Annotated in this window: 18 protein-coding genes; 10 read left to right on the plus strand and 8 right to left on the minus strand. The window is 42.1% G+C overall.

Annotated elements, in window-relative coordinates; translation table 11 throughout:
• Nucleotides 1–210: 210 nt before the first annotated feature.
• Nucleotides 211–621 (plus strand): hypothetical protein, encoded by a 411-nt coding sequence (locus tag AAEY97_RS03550; protein WP_157822753.1) that lies wholly within the window; start codon nucleotides 211–213, stop codon nucleotides 619–621.
• 310 nt (nucleotides 622–931) lie between these two features.
• Here the strand turns inward: AAEY97_RS03550 and AAEY97_RS03555 are convergent, their stop codons facing one another.
• The 4 genes from AAEY97_RS03555 to AAEY97_RS03570 all read right to left on the minus strand — a co-directional run bounded on the left by AAEY97_RS03555 (nucleotide 932) and on the right by AAEY97_RS03570 (nucleotide 4,093).
• Nucleotides 932–1,570, minus strand: coding sequence for an SDR family oxidoreductase (locus AAEY97_RS03555; protein ID WP_011635783.1), 639 nt, complete (start codon nucleotides 1,568–1,570; stop codon nucleotides 932–934).
• A gap of 346 nt (nucleotides 1,571–1,916) precedes the next feature.
• Nucleotides 1,917–2,255 (minus strand): hypothetical protein, encoded by a 339-nt coding sequence (locus AAEY97_RS03560; protein WP_192114022.1) that lies wholly within the window; start codon nucleotides 2,253–2,255, stop codon nucleotides 1,917–1,919.
• A gap of 379 nt (nucleotides 2,256–2,634) precedes the next feature.
• Nucleotides 2,635–2,988 carry a hypothetical protein gene (locus AAEY97_RS03565; RefSeq protein ID WP_350996637.1) on the minus strand — a complete coding sequence of 118 codons (354 nt, stop codon included), beginning with the start codon at nucleotides 2,986–2,988 and terminating at the stop codon, nucleotides 2,635–2,637.
• Between the two features lie 121 nt (nucleotides 2,989–3,109).
• On the minus strand, nucleotides 3,110–4,093 hold the full coding sequence (locus AAEY97_RS03570) for a LysR family transcriptional regulator (RefSeq protein ID WP_101084919.1): 984 nt from the start codon (nucleotides 4,091–4,093) through the stop codon (nucleotides 3,110–3,112).
• Between the two features lie 126 nt (nucleotides 4,094–4,219).
• Here AAEY97_RS03570 and AAEY97_RS03575 point away from each other — a divergent pair, with 126 nt between their 5' ends.
• The gene (locus AAEY97_RS03575) at nucleotides 4,220–5,425 is read left to right on the plus strand and encodes a multidrug effflux MFS transporter (protein ID WP_101084920.1); all 1,206 of its coding nucleotides are present in this window, start codon (nucleotides 4,220–4,222) and stop codon (nucleotides 5,423–5,425) included.
• Between the two features lie 81 nt (nucleotides 5,426–5,506).
• Here the strand turns inward: AAEY97_RS03575 and AAEY97_RS03580 are convergent, their stop codons facing one another.
• Nucleotides 5,507–6,472, minus strand: coding sequence for a putative porin (locus AAEY97_RS03580; protein ID WP_157822754.1), 966 nt, complete (start codon nucleotides 6,470–6,472; stop codon nucleotides 5,507–5,509).
• 101 nt (nucleotides 6,473–6,573) lie between these two features.
• On the opposite strand from AAEY97_RS03580, the gene AAEY97_RS03585 reads away from it, so the two are divergent.
• The 7 genes from AAEY97_RS03585 (at nucleotide 6,574) to AAEY97_RS03615 (ending at nucleotide 13,376) form a co-directional block, all read left to right on the plus strand.
• A complete protein-coding gene (locus AAEY97_RS03585) occupies nucleotides 6,574–7,185 on the plus strand; it encodes a tRNA-uridine aminocarboxypropyltransferase (RefSeq protein ID WP_350996642.1) in 612 nt (203 codons plus the stop codon).
• Between the two features lie 5 nt (nucleotides 7,186–7,190).
• Nucleotides 7,191–7,574, plus strand: coding sequence for a hypothetical protein (locus tag AAEY97_RS03590; protein WP_350996645.1), 384 nt, complete (start codon nucleotides 7,191–7,193; stop codon nucleotides 7,572–7,574).
• Nucleotides 7,575–7,617: 43 nt separating this feature from the next.
• Entirely contained in the window at nucleotides 7,618–8,262 is a 645-nt protein-coding gene (locus AAEY97_RS03595) for a class I SAM-dependent methyltransferase (RefSeq protein WP_350996648.1), read from the plus strand.
• Between the two features lie 124 nt (nucleotides 8,263–8,386).
• Nucleotides 8,387–9,694 (plus strand): amidohydrolase, encoded by a 1,308-nt coding sequence (locus tag AAEY97_RS03600; RefSeq protein ID WP_182743321.1) that lies wholly within the window; start codon nucleotides 8,387–8,389, stop codon nucleotides 9,692–9,694.
• A gap of 101 nt (nucleotides 9,695–9,795) precedes the next feature.
• On the plus strand, nucleotides 9,796–11,109 hold the full coding sequence (locus AAEY97_RS03605; RefSeq protein ID WP_409085803.1) for a M16 family metallopeptidase: 1,314 nt from the start codon (nucleotides 9,796–9,798) through the stop codon (nucleotides 11,107–11,109).
• Complete coding sequence (locus tag AAEY97_RS03610; RefSeq protein ID WP_350996651.1) at nucleotides 11,106–12,557, plus strand: M16 family metallopeptidase; 1,452 nt, start codon at nucleotides 11,106–11,108, stop codon at nucleotides 12,555–12,557. The genes AAEY97_RS03605 and AAEY97_RS03610 overlap by 4 nt, the downstream gene beginning before the upstream one ends.
• Nucleotides 12,558–12,812: 255 nt before the next feature.
• Nucleotides 12,813–13,376, plus strand: coding sequence for a hypothetical protein (locus tag AAEY97_RS03615; protein WP_350996654.1), 564 nt, complete (start codon nucleotides 12,813–12,815; stop codon nucleotides 13,374–13,376).
• Between the two features lie 29 nt (nucleotides 13,377–13,405).
• Here the strand turns inward: AAEY97_RS03615 and AAEY97_RS03620 are convergent, their stop codons facing one another.
• From AAEY97_RS03620 to AAEY97_RS03630, 3 genes are all read right to left on the minus strand, one after another.
• The gene (locus AAEY97_RS03620) at nucleotides 13,406–13,744 is read right to left on the minus strand and encodes a DUF2956 domain-containing protein (protein WP_101084929.1); all 339 of its coding nucleotides are present in this window, start codon (nucleotides 13,742–13,744) and stop codon (nucleotides 13,406–13,408) included.
• Complete coding sequence (trmL, locus tag AAEY97_RS03625; RefSeq protein ID WP_059745837.1) at nucleotides 13,744–14,208, minus strand: tRNA (uridine(34)/cytosine(34)/5-carboxymethylaminomethyluridine(34)-2'-O)-methyltransferase TrmL; 465 nt, start codon at nucleotides 14,206–14,208, stop codon at nucleotides 13,744–13,746. The genes AAEY97_RS03620 and trmL overlap by 1 nt, the downstream gene beginning before the upstream one ends.
• Nucleotides 14,209–14,458: 250 nt before the next feature.
• Nucleotides 14,459–15,835 (minus strand): mechanosensitive ion channel domain-containing protein, encoded by a 1,377-nt coding sequence (locus AAEY97_RS03630; RefSeq protein WP_350996657.1) that lies wholly within the window; start codon nucleotides 15,833–15,835, stop codon nucleotides 14,459–14,461.
• A gap of 317 nt (nucleotides 15,836–16,152) precedes the next feature.
• Between AAEY97_RS03630 and AAEY97_RS03635 the strand changes: the two genes are divergently transcribed.
• Complete coding sequence (locus AAEY97_RS03635; protein ID WP_011635799.1) at nucleotides 16,153–16,311, plus strand: YqaE/Pmp3 family membrane protein; 159 nt, start codon at nucleotides 16,153–16,155, stop codon at nucleotides 16,309–16,311.
• Nucleotides 16,312–16,341: the final 30 nt, after the last annotated feature.

Below are 16,341 nucleotides of genomic sequence, written 5' to 3' on the forward strand. Positions count from 1 at the left end.
GGATTTCAATGAAAAACTTACCTACTACTCAACATCAATTGATAAAAACGGCTCTGTAGCCCAGAGCCAGCATCAAAAAAAGCAAATACCAAAAGCATAAAGTGTACCTATTAATCTGGACTCGGTATCGGCCAAGTCCAACAAGCTGTTTATGCCATGCAAACAGCGCAGCGCATAAATACTAAAACGTTAGGCATACAAGGAGATCGTGTGGATAATCTTAAAAATGGATTCTTATGGGGTTTAGGTTTTGGTCTATCAATAACCATCATCATTTTAATTACTCAATATGTTAATCCAAGTGAATATGAGAAAATGCAAAGTTACAATCCTACAAAAATAGAAAGTTTCGAGGTAACTAGTAAAGTCAGCCGCCTAGAAGGTTCTAATTATGTCGTCGCGGGTGAATACAAGATTACTCAGATGACTAATTTTGAAATGTATAAGATTGAAGTGGTAATTCGTGATGAAAAGGGAGTATTCCTACAGAGATGTAGCTCTGATGTAGATAAATATAATATTGAAACAGAAAAAACGTTCACAAAAGTAGTCGTCTGCCGTGATTTTTCTGATTCTAGTTCTGTATCATCAATAGAAATAAGCTTGATGGGTTACAAGTAGCACCTATCAAATAAGGATAGGCCGCGCGAAGCCGCGTCCTATCCCAAGTGTTGAACAAGCCCGCACACATGAGATGTTACTCTTTATTATGTCAATAACAGTTCGAGAAAACGCGCTGTTTGATGTAATTGGTATTTACCACTTTTCTGTAGTCAGCAATTTCCCTTAGCCTCTTTGCAAATTATTTAACTAGCTATATTTCAGTATCTTAAATTAATCGGTAATCCCCCTAAAAAACGGCCAGCGTTGTGCTGACCTTAATGTTGTTTAAGTGTTTATGGCGTTGTTAGGCGAATGCCTACTGAATGGATTAATTTAGGACATCAGTGAGGGATTTACTGCCATTAAATAATTCAAAGACTTTGCCGCCTAGCTGTGGTTTTCCTACAGCGTAAGTCAGTGCGCGAGCAACATCTTCTCTGTGAATGGTCATTTTTTCTTTGCTGCTCGGCCGTTGGGTTTGGACTTTACCTGTGGCACGATCATCGGTTAATGAACCCGGTCTAAATATAGTGTAGTTAAGCCCACTGCTGATCAAGTATTCATCGGCCATGTGTTTGGCAACTAAGTAAGGCTTCATTTGTTCTGAGCCTTGGTCGGGATCGTCAGCGCCGATAGAGCTGACCATAATGAAATGTGACACATTAGCCGCTTTTGCGTAATCAATGGCTTTACAGGCCGCCCATAAATCAATGAGCATAGTTTTGTCTGCACCTGTTTTACCACCTGAGCCAGCGCTGAAAATGACCTGATCGCAATCGTTAAATGCTTGGCTAAAGTCCTGTTCTAAATCCGCTTCAACTATGTCTAGCTTCTTATCGCTGGCGATATCAGCCAATTTATTTTTATCTCGCACTAACGCTATGACTGATTGGCCATCTGCTAATAGCTGCTTTGTCGCCATGTTACCGATCTGTCCGCTTGCGCCTAAAATGAGTGTCTTGTTCATTTTATCTTCTCCTCAGTATCGAATTTTTGGCTTATATTACTGGCAAATGTTGCAGCATCGTTTGCTACTCTATTTGCCCGCCTTCTAATAACATTGGGGTTTGATCTGCGCGATTCAATGCCTAAGAGGTGACTAGTGTTTAGCCGCTCTTTATGTTTTACATAAATAATAAACATAGCCAGCCGATATTTTTGGCGAATATTTAAGGTTTTACCGGCTTAGATATCGTTAATAGCTTGCAGGAATGACGACTAATGACGGTAATCTTAAGATAAACATAGCCAATACCAATTTGGAAAAATGGCTAGAATCGGTAAGGTTGTCACTAAACGCATCTAACGGTTAGTTAATCTGCCTGATGCTCAAATGTGCGACCAGTGTGTTCAGTTTGATTCGATTTAGGTCGGCTAAACATATCTGCGTAAGGTGCTGCTTGTTCGCGCTGAACATCAGCGCGGTCTTGGTAGATATCACCTTGTTGGGCTTGTGACTGGTTTCTCTGCAATATTTTTTTACCTAATAGCTGTAAAGTAATAAAGCTTAATAAGCCCAGTAACAATAAAAAGGGTAATAGCACAATTGTGGTTAATGCGATGCTAAAAAACATCAGTAATGCCAAAATGGGGTTCATAGCAGAGAATCGACTTTTTAAATTGGCAGTGTGGAATGATTGATTAAATTTCATAATGGCTCCTGAATGCGCTTAGTCTGAAAATAGGTGTCTAAAAAACGTTATCTATAAATTAGTAACGATGACTTAATATACAGCTTGCAACGTTTTGACATAATATGTCACGTTAAACCTAGTTAATGTTTTAAGTTTGAGAGCGAAAGTCTATTGAGTTAAATCAGTTTGGATTTGAGTTGTATGTAATACATTGCATTTGTGAGCCCGAATGAAGTTTATTCATCACACGGATAATACAAAAGAGTAAATCGACACTAGGTGTAGGAATACTGTTTATAAAATACTTTTAGTGATGGTTACTTTCGCGGTCATGTTTTAACGGCTGCATGATGGTCAATAGGTGAGTCAATACTAACCTGTTATTTTTCAACTTTAGTCACGATAGTCCTGCAGATTTGGCATGACTCAAACGAGATTTCTGATTCGAGTTTTCTCGTTCAATATTTGGATGATCATGATAAATATCATCTTTGGGATTAGCTGTTGAAAGGGGTGATGATGCAGTACGATGCTGGCGCATGTATTGGCGGCTTAACAGTGTCATACCGATAAAACCTACAGACACAAACAGTAATATTAACGGTACTATTAACAGTAATATTAACGGTAATATTAACGGTAATAATAGCAAGCCGCCGATCAAGACTGTGGCAACCGTTGTTAATGTTGCCAATGGTCGCATTTTTTGCAGACGTTGCATTATTTTGTGAGTGTAAATTGAACTGAACATCCTCTGATCTCCGAGGGTTTACCCTATTACATAATCCATCAGGTTGGCTTGATGGATTATTTGTCATCTAGTCGTTTTATTTGAGTGTTGCGCGAGCTAAAAGTTCAATTTAGGCTCAATGTCAGCCGTTGTGTTTACTAATATGTTGGTTCGCAATGGCTTTATCGACGCTGCTGAAAATAATATTGCGAAACCATTGATGTCCCGGCTCTTGATTATTTCGTTCATGCCATAAAAACACATAAGCCATAGGCATAAACTCAAAGGGTAAGGGAATGGGCACCAGCGAATATAGTTTTTGTGCATGGTTAGCAAAGCTAGAGGGCAAGGTAAAAATTAAATCGGTATTGGCACAAACGCTGGCAGCACCATAAAAATCTGGCACTGTGGTCGATAGGTTACGATGTAAGCCCAAGTTGGCTAAGTGGTAATCTAGTGCCCACCAATCGTTACCTTCACATCTTACCTGTACATGAGACATGTTAAGGTAGTGAGCTTGATCCCAGCGACCATCTTTTACAGCCTGTAAAATAGGATGATTTTTACGCACTAAGCAAACTTGATGATCGTTAAATAAGACTTGTGATTCAATGCCTTCAGGTACGTTGTCAATATTGACGTCGGTTTGAGGCAGAATATCTCGACCTGCAATGCCAAAATCTATTTGTCCTTGCTGTAGGTCTTGCATGGATTTTTCGGTCCAAACATAGGAATCTAATTTTATTAACGGTGCCTGTTGTAATAATGGTCCGATAAAATAGGGAATTAAGGTTTCATAAGCACTTTCGACCATCGAGAATGAAAATTGGCGGTTACTGGTCGCCGGATGAAAGGTTGGCGGTTGCGTAAGTTGATACAAGTTTTGTAATACTAACGGCAGTTGTTGTCTTAATGCATCAGCATGTGCGGTTGGCTTTAAGCCGTGTGCTGTGCGTTGAAACAGTGGATCGTCTAGTGTTTCTCGCAACCGATTTAAGCTTTTACTGACAGCAGATTGACTCACATGCAAGCGATGGGCAGCCCGAGTGACGCTTTGCTCCTCAAGTAATACTTGTAGAATGACTAATAGATTAAGATCGATTCGAGCAAGGTTGTCTAAATTCATGTGATATTCTCAAATGGAAATTCACTTCGGATTTTATATCATTTTCATTCATACCTCCATTTGACTTATTATAGCGCCCTATTAAGGGTGACCTTTGTGCATTAAAAATTTGAGAGAAAGAAGTTTATGCGTCGTAACTTATTGCCACTGTTAATGTTTATGGTGCTTTTGAGCCCGTTGGCTATTGATATTTATCTACCGTCTATGCCTGCAATGGCATTGGAGTACGGTGTATCAAACAGTGAAGTACAGTCCACCTTAGTGTTATTTTTATTTGCGATGGGCGTAGGGCAAATTTTAATTGGTCCGTTAGCTGACCGTTTTGGCCGTAAACCTGTCGCATTATTTGGGATTGTACTTTATGGCATTAGCAGTTTATTAGGGGCTTATGCGGTTGAGTTTGAATGGTTGCAGGTTGCCCGTGTGTTTCAAGGCTTAGCGGCTTGTTCCACCTCTATTGTGGTATTTAGTGCGGTACGTGACTGCTATTCGCGCAAAGAAAGTGTGTCGATGTACAGTTATCTAAATGGTGCAATTTGTGTGGTCCCGGCACTGGCACCTACATTTGGTGGCTTATTAGCATTACAGTTTGGCTGGCGTTCTACCTTCATTTTTATGGCTTTGTATGCCATTTTTGTGTTGTTTTTGGTGGGGTTCCGTTTTCCGGAAACACGTCCGTTAAATACCGACAGTACAGGGCCTTTATACCGTTGGAGCCGCTATAAGCCGGTTATTGGCGACCCTCATTTTATGTTTTATGCCAGTTGTTGCATGATCGCGATGGCATCAATTTTATGTTACGTGTCTTATTCACCAGTATGGTTAATTGGTCATTTAGGCATTTCAGAATTAACTTTCAGCGGTTTATTTGGCCTTAATGCTGCGGTAAATATTGCCGCATGTTTTGCTGCCCCAGTGTTGGTTAAGCGTATCGGTAACCGTCCGGGAGTAGTAGTGGCATTATCGTTGATGTTGATTGCTGCTGTTATCGAAGCCGCGATGTACTTTGCTGGCCCTCAAGAAGGATTAGCCGCCGCAATAGCCTTTATGGCTCCGATGATGATTTTATGTATTGGCTTTGCTATTTTGCTTGGCCCAGCAACCAGTATGGCGTTGTCGGCTTTCGGTGAGCGCGCTGGTACCGCGACGGCGATGTTAGGTTGCATTCAAATGAGTGGGGCATCAATACTGACGGCGTTGATCCAGCTAACAGATATACCTGCACCTTATGCGATAGCGGTTGTGATGGGGGGCTTTAGTGCAGTATTGCTGATCATTATGGCAATGAACCGTTTAAGCCATCTGCATCAAGAACAGTTACAACATGACTAATTAGCTTTAGTAATATCACCTTTAACCCGCAGAATGCTAACCACATTCCGCGGGTATTTTTTTGCCTCAATATGATGAAACTTAGAAACGGGCGTTAATTGCTATGCCAACATTAGTTTCTGAATCACTATTATACTCACCATTATCGAAATAATGTTCTAGTGAAAACTTAGCCGAGAATACATCTGAAAAATGCCAGAAGTAACGTGTATTTAAACCCGTTTCAGTGATGTTGTTGCTGTGGCTACTTTTATTTGAGTAATCAATATTACTGCTGCTTAAATCAGTATTTACATCTGTCCGGTAGTAAGTCGCACCCACTGACCATGCGTTATTGATATACCAATCTGCAAACACTGCAACAGTATAAATGTCATTTTCAAAGTTTATTTTAGAATCTTGCACTATAGTCGGAGTTGAGCCATCAACTTGAGTGAGCATTTCGTTGTTGATATATTGTGGGTTTTGATAACCTACAGCCCCAGTTATAAACACTCCAGCGGTTGATTGTAATGGAATAAAATGTTCGTAAGTTAACGTGATAGCATCAATGTTTTGGCTAAAATATGATTCAAATTCATATTCTAGATATGCGCCATTGTTAGATTCTGATTCTGAGTTGGTCGTGTAGTTCAAGGATAACTTTGAGTGTTCGCTAAAAAAATATCCAGCACTAATCTCGTATGTTGTGATGTCAAATACAGCATCATCTGCATTTAACTGGTTGACTCCAGCCCCCAAAAACCATTTTGAGTCAAAAACGTATTCTCCAGAGATGTGATATAAATCTTGGAAGTCAGTGGTGGCATAACGGGCAGAAACAGTTGATCCTTGATTAAAGAATCCCGCCAATGCATATGGCTTATCTGCTTGTTCAACCGCTTTAAAGTAATAGCGATAATTGGCGTTAACTAGGCCATCCGCTTCACCTGATGAGTCTAAAAAACCGATTTCTGCTTCGTGGTGATAGGTATTATCTTGTGCTGCATATGCAGGGATTGTGGCCAATGCGAGCATTAATGCCACAGACATCTTTGTTCTAGTCATAGTAATGGTTCTTCCTTGAGGTATTATGGTGTAGAGCGAAGTATATTGAACTCAACTTTACATATTTGCAACAACAGATTTGCAACAAAATAAGACAAAAAATGAGCAGAAGTTATTGTATCCATTGCCAATACCCACAGTCGGCTTGCGTGTGTCATGCGCTCAAACCGGTGACGTCAAATACCGAGGTGGTGGTGATGCAGCATCCATCTGAAGTGGATCATGCTAAGAACACCGTGAGGTTATTGAAACTGGTGATGCCGCAGATGAAAATTTACGTGGGTGAATCTGCCGCGGACTTTATTGAGCTGCAACATTATTTAGCTGCGCAAACGAAGCCGATTTATGTGGTTTATCCAAATGAGCACAGCCAAACTGTAGCCGAGACTGGAGCAAGTGAGGCTGCGATAATTATTTTAGTCGACGGTACTTGGCGTAAAGCATATCGAATGTTGCAGCTCAATCCGTGGTTACTTAATTACCCGTCATTGCATCTAGAATGTGAAGATGAGTCGCAATATATCATTCGTAAAGCGAAACGTAGCGACAGCTTGTCAACTCTGGAAGCGGTTGCCCACACGTTGATTGCGTTAAATCCCGCTGCTGAAATCGCGCCAATATTTGCAGTGTTTAACGCAATGGTGCAACATAAGTTAACGGCCATGCCTGCTGTGGTTCGTGAGCGTTATAACGGCGATAAAATCAAAGGATAGACAAGATGAGACATCGGCTAATAGGCTCATTTATTTTGCTCGTTACGGCCAGTTCATTGGCGTTTTTTACAGTAGCTGCTGATAAGCCACATAAAACAATGACCTTGGCTGAAAAAGGCGAGCAAGCGCGCCAAGAGTCGGCTGAACTTGAGCAAACGCAATTGCAAAAAGCGCGTGAGGCAGCCAAGGCTACCTCGGAACGTGAACAAGAAGTATTAGCTAAGTCGCAGCCAAACGATTGGGAAGCGCAGCAGCTCGAAAAAGCCCGTGCTCAATCGGATGAGCGTTTAACCCGTCAGCAAAAGTATTTACAACAGGCGCAAGAGGCCGCTACTCAAACCCGTAAAATCCCTAAAGACACCAGTATAGAGCCAGTTCAATCTGATTAGTCTTGCTGTTGATTGACCCATTCGGTTTATTTTGGAGTTCGCTTTGTCGTCTTGTCCTTTGTGTCACCATGAAACAGTTGCTTTTTCTCAAGATAAAAGTCGTCCCTATGTCCGTTGTTCGCAATGTTTTTTGGTATCGGTTCCTGCAGCATTTCATTTGGATCAAATAGCTGAAAAAGCCCATTATGATTGCCACAATAATGACGTTGCCGATGTGGGTTATCAACAATTTTTATCTCGTACTTTAACGCCATTAATCGCCCGTATTAAACCCGACGCAACAGGGTTAGATTTTGGCTGCGGTGAAGGCGCAGTGTTAAGTAAAATGGCTGCAGCGCAAGGTATTAAGGTGGTTAATTATGATTTATTTTACCACCCAGATACTCAAGTACTCTCTCAGCAATATGATTTTGTTTGCTTAACTGAAGTGATAGAGCACATTGCCAATGCGCAGGCGTTGATGACGCAGTTAAGTACATTATTGTTGCCTGGCGGCATATTGGCAGTAATGACCAAACAAGTACCCAGCTTAGATAAGTTTAACAATTGGTACTATAAAATTGACCCAACTCATATCAATTTCTACTCTATAGAAACCTTTCAATGGTTAGCATTACAGCAAGGTTGGCAGCTTGAAATTATCGACAGCGATGTGGTGTTTTTTCACCTTCCAAAGTCGCCAGTTTAGTCGTGAGTGTTGGGTATTAATAAATAGATACAATTGACTTGTTAGCAAAGCGGTAAAAGATTTAACAAAAGCGTCATTTCAAGGTAGTTTTGTTGCACTAATTACTATAATAAATGGAATAAACATGCGCCTGACGTCTGTTGCTTTACTGCTTTCAAGTGTATTTGCCACCAGTGTTTACAGCACGACTACCGTGGCTAGCGTGCCCAATGCTGCAGAGCTAACCGCTCAAGTTGAAAGCAAAGTCATTGCATGGCGCCGCGATTTACATCAACACCCTGAATTATCTAATCGCGAATTTCGCACCAGTAAAGTGATTGAGAAACATCTTAAATCTCTCGGACTTGAAGTGCAGACGGGTATTGCTCATACCGGTGTTGTCGCCATACTAAAAGGCGGCAAGCCTGGGCCATTAATTGGTTTACGCGCTGATATGGATGCGCTGCCCGTTACCGAAGTGGTTGATTTACCTTTTGCCTCTAAAGTAACTGACACTTATCGAAATCAAACAGTAGGTGTGATGCACGCCTGCGGTCATGATACCCATGTGGCCATGCTGATGGGCGTGGCTGAAAACCTCGTAAAAGTAAAAGACAGCCTAGCCGGTGATGTAATGTTTATCTTTCAGCCAGCCGAAGAAGGCGCGCCAGAAGGTGAGCAAGGCGGTGCGGAGTTAATGCTCAAACAAGGCTTATTTGCTAAGCGCAAGCCTGAGCAAGTGTTTGGTATGCATGTTACTTCAAGCATGCCTACAGGTATGATTGGTCTACGTTCCGGCCCTGCAATGGCGAGTGAAGACTCATTTACGATTAAAGTGATGGGTAAGCAAACCCATGGCTCACGTCCTTGGAGTGGTGTTGATCCTATCGTGGCCTCGGCACAAATTATTAATAGTGTACAAACCATTATTAGTCGTCAGGTGGATATCACCAAAGCACCCGCCGTGGTGAGTTTTGGGGCCATTAATGGTGGTATTCGATCGAATATTATTCCTGATGAAGTAGAACTTATTGGTACTATTCGTACTTTCGATCAAGATATGCGCGCCGACATTAAAGTTAAATTGGCCGAAGTGGCAGCTAATGCCGCTAAAACAGTTGGCGCCATTGCAGTAACCGTGATCCAACCTGGTTATCCGGTTACGGTTAACAACCCAGAATTAGTCAGCAAAATGCGCCCGGTTATCGCCTCTGTAGTGGGTGACAATATGTTGATTGAGCCAGGACTGATTACCGGTGCGGAAGACTTTTCTTATTACGCATTAGAAACACCTGGGATGTTCTTTTTCTTAGGAGTGACTCCTGCTGACCAAGATATCAATAACGTCGCCAGTAATCACTCTCCAGCATTTTATGTTGATGAAAGTGCCCTTAAGGTTGGCGTACAAACCATGACCCAAATTGCTTTAACCGCATTAAGCGCGGCACAATAGCCCTATTTAAAAACCAATTTTAATAATCCATTTTTAAAAAACCAATTTTAATAAACCATTGGACGATAGCTCAAAAGGAGCGAGATATGACCCGCAAGATAATGGCGTTGCTGATGACGTTAGGTGTACTGAGTGCACCTAATGTGTCAGCGACACAAGCTGAAGATATTAATAGTTTTACCTTAGATAATGGCATGAAGATTATGGTGTTGGAGGATAGTTCTATCCCTAATGCCAATATGTACATTTTTTGGAAAGTGGGTTCGCGCAACGAAGTACCTGGTATTACCGGTATTTCGCACTTTTTTGAACACATGATGTTTAACGGTTCTAAAAAGTTTGGCCCTAAAATGTTTGACCGCACGATGGAAGCTGCTGGTGGCGCCAACAACGCTTATACCAGTGAAGATTTAACGGTATATACCGACTGGTTTCCAGCCAATGGTCTAGAAACTATTTTTGATTTAGAAGCAGACCGCATCGCCAATTTAGACATAAACCCTGAAATGGTTGAGAGTGAGCGCGGTGTGGTGCAGTCAGAGCGTACCACAGGGCTTGAAAACTCTAACTGGCGTACGATTCAAGAAGCGCTTAAAAGTGTCGCCTTTGCGGCGCATCCTTATAGCTGGTCGGTTATTGGTTATGAGTCAGACATTGCAGCTTGGACATTAGCAGACTTACAGCAATACCATAAAACCTACTATGCCCCTAACAATGCGCTAGTGGTGATTACCGGTGATGTGAAGCTAGCCGAAGTGAAAGCCTTGGCTAATCAGTATTTTGCGCCAATTCCGGCCCAAGCCCCACCGAAAGCCGTACGCACGGTTGAACCGCAACAAAATGGCGAACGTCGGGTATTTGTTAAAAAAGAATCGGTAAGCACGCCAAACATTATGTTGGCTTATCATGTACCTGCAACTAGCCATGCAGACTACTATGCATTGGATTTATTAACGTCGATGTTAAGCGAAGGTAATAGCTCACGCTTTTATAAAGCGCTAGTCGACAAGCAATTAGCTGTCGCTGCCGACACTTACATGCCGATGTCGTTTGACCCTAACTTGTTTTATATCTTGGGTGTAGCGAATGCGGGAGTCAGTGCCGAGACTTTAGAAAAAGCTCTCATCGAGCAGATTGATCTAATTTCCGAGCAAGGTGTGACTCAGCAAGAACTTGAAAAAGTTAAAAATATTAAGTTAATGGACTTTTACCGCACGATGGAAACCATTAATGGTAAAGCCAATACTTTAGGCACATACGAGCTGTATTTTGGCGACTATGCAAAACTGTTTAACGCCCCAGAAGCCTATAACAAGGTCACTCCTGCTGATATTCAGCGTGTGGCGCAAACCTATTTAATTAAAGCGAATCGAACTGTCGGTGTGCTCGCTGCTACTGAGGAGTCAGACAAATGAAAACCGTAACTCACACACGTATTAAGATATCGTTATCAGCAATTGCATTAGCGTGTAGCTTAGGAATAAGTGGTTGTGCGACCACTCAGAAAACCACTGCCGACACGGCCAATCCTGCAGTCGCTAGCTTTGTTATGCCAAGCTACCAATCTGTTACCTTAGACAATGGCTTAAAGGTTAAGCTGATGGTGCAAAAAGAAGTGCCATTAGTGACCATTGATGCCGTAGTGAGAGCGGGAGCAGTCAATGATATTACCTCTGGTATGGCTTACATTACCTCACAAAGTATAATGTTGGGTGCAGCGGGTCAATCAAAGGCCGACATCGAGCAGCAGTTAGATTTTATGGGTGCCAGCATAGACACCAACGCTGATTTAGAAGGCAGTTATATTCGTGCCAATATGATGAGCAAAGATGTTGATACCGTGCTCGATATTTTTAGCCACGTATTGCGCCAACCAGACTTTGATAGCGCTGAATTTGATAAACTAAAACAGCGCGAAATTGTGGGTTTATCACAGCAAAAAGAAAGTCCTCGAGCAGTGATTGGTCGCTACTTCAATAAGTTAGTCTTTGGTGATCATCCTTATGCCAATCCGGTATCAGGCAATAGTGACACCATTGATAAACTTTCTGTTGAGGAGTTACGTGCTTTTCATAAAGGCTATTATCAACCAAACAACATGACCATTAACGTGGTGGGCGATTTTGATGTTGCCGACATGACCGCTAAACTGAATAAAGCCTTTGGTGATTGGCAGACCACTGAAACCGTGGTTCAGCCAGATTTAAGCCAACATTTACCAACATTAACCCAACCTCACGTACTGTTGGTCGACAAGCCTGACGCAATTGAAACCACCTTTTTAATTGGTGGCGTGGGGATCCGTTATGACAATCCTGATTATGTTGGGTTAACCGTAGTGAACACCATTTTAGGTGGTCGTTTTACTTCATGGCTAAATGATGAATTACGCGTCAATGCCGGATTAACTTACGGTGCCCGTTCTGGTTTTAGCCCTTATGCTCAATCTGGGGTATTCCAAATCAGTACTTTTACTAAGTCATCGACCACTAAAGAAGCCATTGATTTAGCCTTAAAAACCTATGCTCGGTTATGGGAAAAGGGCATTGATCAAGCAACTTTAGATTCTGCTAAAGCCTATGTTAAAGGCCAGTTCCCACCTAAATATGAGACTAGTGGACAGTTAGCTGGTTTATTGTCTGACATGTATCTGTATGGCTTTAATGATGATTTTATTAATCAATTTCAAGCTAAAGTAGATGGACTTACCCTTGCAGACACTCAACGTTTGATTAAGCAATATTTCCCACAACAAAACTTACAGTTTGTGTTGATTGGCAACGCTGAAAACATTGCTGATATTGCGGCGCAATACGGTGAAGTGACTAAAGTTGATATCACTGCGACGGGTTTTGGTCAGTAGTTGTCAGTGGTTAATTACTTAATTAGTTGAATGGTTAGTCAGTTAATGACTTATTCAGTTAATGACTTAGTCTGTTAATTGCACTGTAGTATCGTATGATGGCTCACATAAGTGGGCCATTTTTTATGGCTAGATATCATGGTGTCACTCAGTGATTCAATGAGCTCGCTAAGCCAAGATAGGTGCAGGCAAAATTGCTATGTTGAGCTTGGGATCCGTTAAGTGTTAAACGCGATTGCGATAAGAGGATGGTTAATGATACATACATGCCGATTTATATTACTGCTAACGGCGATGTTGTTACTGACACATTCAACGTCATCTTATGCTGCGAAAGTAACTTTAGATACGTTTTGTAGCCAACTAGCGGGTGAGTGGCAGGGCAGGGCAGCCAATCCGAATGTTGCGCCGAAGCAGGTAAGCACTTCGGTGATGTGCTCGGCAGATAAACGTAATTTATACATTAGTGTTAGCCGTGGTAGTCGCTTTTCGAACAGTGAAACTTGGTGGTTTAGGCAACAACAAGATCATATTTTATTGGTGTATGCCAATGGGATTACCGATGATATTTCGCAACAGTTAACGCTTTATGAGCAAGCGGGCAGCTACTCATTTTTAGGCAAGGGGGAAATCAATCAACGTCCGGCCTTAGTACAATTGCAGTTCGACCCCATGATGAGTGATACCAAACCGTCAACAGCTGGTTGGCAATGGCAGCAAAGCGCGCACTATTTGGATGACGACAGTGAGCAGTATCAAGTCATTAGAGCTATTAGTCTGCTTAAACCATCGGCAAAGAATACTCTGCCGACAGAATAAAATGAGTGCTTTTTAACACCCACAGTGACTTAGCGATAAAACAAATAAGCGGCAAACAATGCCCAACTCAATAGCAGTAACCCCAGCAACGACCACGTTAAAGGGTTGAATCGACTCTCTGGTTCAATGTAAGACATATCGGAATCGTCATCATTTGAGCTTGTCGCGCTTTTAGATTTTTGCTGCTGTTTACGGGCTTTATCTCGTTCGCGAGCCTTAGCCTTCTCACGTTTTTTGTATTCAGCAATCCCCTTTTCAACGCCCGCAGCAATCAGCTTGGTTTGTTCTTTAACTTGCCCAGGTTTTTGGGTTGCTTTAGCAATGGCTAAAGCATCTTGTTGGGTTTCAGGTGATAGCGTCTTTTTCATTACTCAGCGCCTGCAAAACCCAGCTGACGCCATGCTTCATAACTAATAATGGCAACTGAATTGGATAAGTTTAAGCTACGGCTATTGGCGGTCATTGGGATACGTAAGCGCTGCGCAAGTGGCGTGGCATCAATAATATCCATTGGTAACCCACGGGTTTCGGGGCCAAATAATAATACATCATTTTCTTGGAAAGCAATTTGCGTATGAGGACGGCTACCTTTAGTGGTGCAAGCAATAATACGCTTTCCTGCCATGGCCTCTAAAAAAGCGGCATAGTTTTTATGGCGAGTCACACTGGTTAGATCCGAATAATCGAGTCCCGCGCGACGTAATTTCTTTTCTTCGAGATCAAAACCTAACGGCTCAATCAAATGTAACTGCGAGCCATTGTTGGCGCATAGACGAATGATGTTTCCGGTATTTGGAGCGATTTCGGGTTCATAAAGGGCAATATGAAACATAGCAACCTTAGGTACGAAGCATAAAAAGAGTGGCAAATTATACCCTAACCAAGGTTTGACTGCGAGGCGTTATAAACGCTGACGTTATCAAAATGGGCAATACAGCCCTGATGATAATTGCTGGTTGGGCGCTGACACATAGGCAATAACAACCTGATAAAATACTGGCTATTTTATTGATGCCTTCGCGCTATAGTTCGCATATCGAGAAATAAAAATTCCATGCTTATTCCTCAACCAACATAAGAGCTTAGATAATATTGGCGCCACTTTCAGGATCTCGTGATTGTGCCGCTTGTTGACGTATATCATCGGTATCGCTGCTGATGTCATCGCTAGTTTCATTATGGGCATCTTCTAATGACTCTTGGGCTTTGTTGCTGTTGTGCTCAGTGCTCTGTATCGTATTCAGAGGTGTTTCACCTTGCTGATGTCCATTGGTGACTAATTGTATCCCTTGAGGGAAAATACGTTCGCGGGCGTCGTCAGGCAAGCTTATCTGATTCGCTTCATAAGCGCGCACCAGCAAGCGCATTAAAATTGAAGCCACTTTTGGAACACTGTGAGTTTCAGCATTGACCCAAAAATACACTTGTAGATTAATCGTCGATGAACCAAGGTTTTTTATCAGCACCTGCGGCTCGGGATCTGCGAGTACGCCGTGATGATCGGCCATGATCTCCATAGCGATGTCCTGAGCCTTACGGATACTTGCATCATAGCCAATGCCAATGACAAAATTGCCACGCATTCTCGGGTTGGCGGTAAGGTTTTTAATCACGTTTTTATAGATAGTGGCATTGGGTATTTGGATATGATTTCCGTCGTAATCGACTAACGTGGTGGCTCTTGCTGTGACTTGCTTTACCACTCCCAAATTCCCTTCGACGGAGATTACATCACCTAATTTGAACGGACGCTGCACACTGAGTAATAAGCTGGAAATAAAGTTTTCGGCGATGTCTTTAAAGGCAAAACCTAAAATCAGCCCAATGACACCAGTGCTGCTAATAATCGCGACCGCAAACTGCGTTAAGCCCGCGAGACGCAAGAATATATACAGCCCTAACAATATGATTAATATGCTGATGCTGCGCTGCATCACTAAACGGATCAACTCACTTTTTGTCACCCAAGCTAAGGGACTAATCAATAAGCGAGCTAAAGGATGTGAAAGCCAAAATAGGAGTAAGAAAATCGATAACCCTAAAGCCAAACGCGGTAAATAGAGTAAGGCTTTGGCCCAAAATTGCTCAGCATCTTGCTTCAGGGGAGCCAAAGATAAGGGCGCAATAGGTTGCAAGTGAATATTATCGACAACCTGAGTTACACCAGGTAAAGCGGCTATAGTTTGCAGTATGCGCTCTTTACTCGCTTGCTCCGTGGCAGAGCCGTTTAGATTGACGACAGAACCTTGTATTTCAATGTCTATTGCGCTGCTTGGGTCGTTAATCTGTATCAGTTGCTTCACAGTGTTGGGCGAAGGCGCAGCCTGGGCATCAGTAGACACAAAGTTGGTAAGGCAACCAACAGTGACTAAACTCCATAGTAGAATCCATCGACTTAATCTTGGGGATGATCGCTGATTGCAGCGAGAAAAACGGTTTAAAAAAAATCGACAAATCATAAGATTATCCGCAAGGTATTAGCCTGTCATTATTCAATATTAGCAAATAAACTTCAAAGGCACCAAAGGTTGTGAGTGTTATCTGCTAATGTTTTTAGAGTATGCAAAAAGGGCTGTTTTCACTTCTAAAGGCATACTAATAGGTCAATATATGGGGTCGTGTAGTTGCTTAAAAACCGATGCTGATTAAGATCTAGAACAGCAACATTAGAAATAGTGGTCTGGTAATTGCTTTGTATATTATGAAAGTGAATACAAATCAGTTCATACACGCTGGGGTAATTACTAACCTCGGCTCATTCAAAATGGAGAATATCATGGATTTATTACGTATTTTAATCGCAATCTTACTGCCACCTCTTGGGGTTTTCCTGCAAGTGGGGCTAAGTAAGACCTTATTATTAAATATAATTTTAACCTTGCTAGGCTACATTCCTGGGATAGTGCACGCGGTATGGGTGATTGCTAAGCGCTAGTGGCTGCCAAGATGATTATCCCTAATGGTG

The sequence above is a fragment of the Shewanella sp. TB7-MNA-CIBAN-0143 genome (genome assembly GCF_040310065.1).
GTDB lineage: Bacteria > Pseudomonadota > Gammaproteobacteria > Enterobacterales > Shewanellaceae > Shewanella.

What these genes read in the sequence shown, in the direction of transcription:
- AAEY97_RS03555 (WP_011635783.1), bottom strand. Translation starts at nt 1,570, where the DNA reads ATGAACAAGACACTCATTTTAGGCGCAAGCGGACAGATCGGTAACATG.
- AAEY97_RS03560 (WP_192114022.1), bottom strand. Translation starts at nt 2,255, where the DNA reads ATGAAATTTAATCAATCATTCCACACTGCCAATTTAAAAAGTCGATTC.
- AAEY97_RS03565 (WP_350996637.1), bottom strand. Translation starts at nt 2,988, where the DNA reads ATGTTCAGTTCAATTTACACTCACAAAATAATGCAACGTCTGCAAAAA.
- AAEY97_RS03570 (WP_101084919.1), bottom strand. Translation starts at nt 4,093, where the DNA reads ATGAATTTAGACAACCTTGCTCGAATCGATCTTAATCTATTAGTCATT.
- AAEY97_RS03575 (WP_101084920.1), top strand. Translation starts at nt 4,220, where the DNA reads ATGCGTCGTAACTTATTGCCACTGTTAATGTTTATGGTGCTTTTGAGC.
- AAEY97_RS03580 (WP_157822754.1), bottom strand. Translation starts at nt 6,472, where the DNA reads ATGACTAGAACAAAGATGTCTGTGGCATTAATGCTCGCATTGGCCACA.
- AAEY97_RS03585 (WP_350996642.1), top strand. Translation starts at nt 6,574, where the DNA reads ATGAGCAGAAGTTATTGTATCCATTGCCAATACCCACAGTCGGCTTGC.
- AAEY97_RS03590 (WP_350996645.1), top strand. Translation starts at nt 7,191, where the DNA reads ATGAGACATCGGCTAATAGGCTCATTTATTTTGCTCGTTACGGCCAGT.
- AAEY97_RS03600 (WP_182743321.1), top strand. Translation starts at nt 8,387, where the DNA reads ATGCGCCTGACGTCTGTTGCTTTACTGCTTTCAAGTGTATTTGCCACC.
- AAEY97_RS03605 (WP_409085803.1), top strand. Translation starts at nt 9,796, where the DNA reads ATGGCGTTGCTGATGACGTTAGGTGTACTGAGTGCACCTAATGTGTCA.
- AAEY97_RS03610 (WP_350996651.1), top strand. Translation starts at nt 11,106, where the DNA reads ATGAAAACCGTAACTCACACACGTATTAAGATATCGTTATCAGCAATT.
- AAEY97_RS03615 (WP_350996654.1), top strand. Translation starts at nt 12,813, where the DNA reads ATGATACATACATGCCGATTTATATTACTGCTAACGGCGATGTTGTTA.
- AAEY97_RS03620 (WP_101084929.1), bottom strand. Translation starts at nt 13,744, where the DNA reads ATGAAAAAGACGCTATCACCTGAAACCCAACAAGATGCTTTAGCCATT.
- trmL (WP_059745837.1), bottom strand. Translation starts at nt 14,208, where the DNA reads ATGTTTCATATTGCCCTTTATGAACCCGAAATCGCTCCAAATACCGGA.
- AAEY97_RS03630 (WP_350996657.1), bottom strand. Translation starts at nt 15,835, where the DNA reads ATGATTTGTCGATTTTTTTTAAACCGTTTTTCTCGCTGCAATCAGCGA.
- AAEY97_RS03635 (WP_011635799.1), top strand. Translation starts at nt 16,153, where the DNA reads ATGGATTTATTACGTATTTTAATCGCAATCTTACTGCCACCTCTTGGG.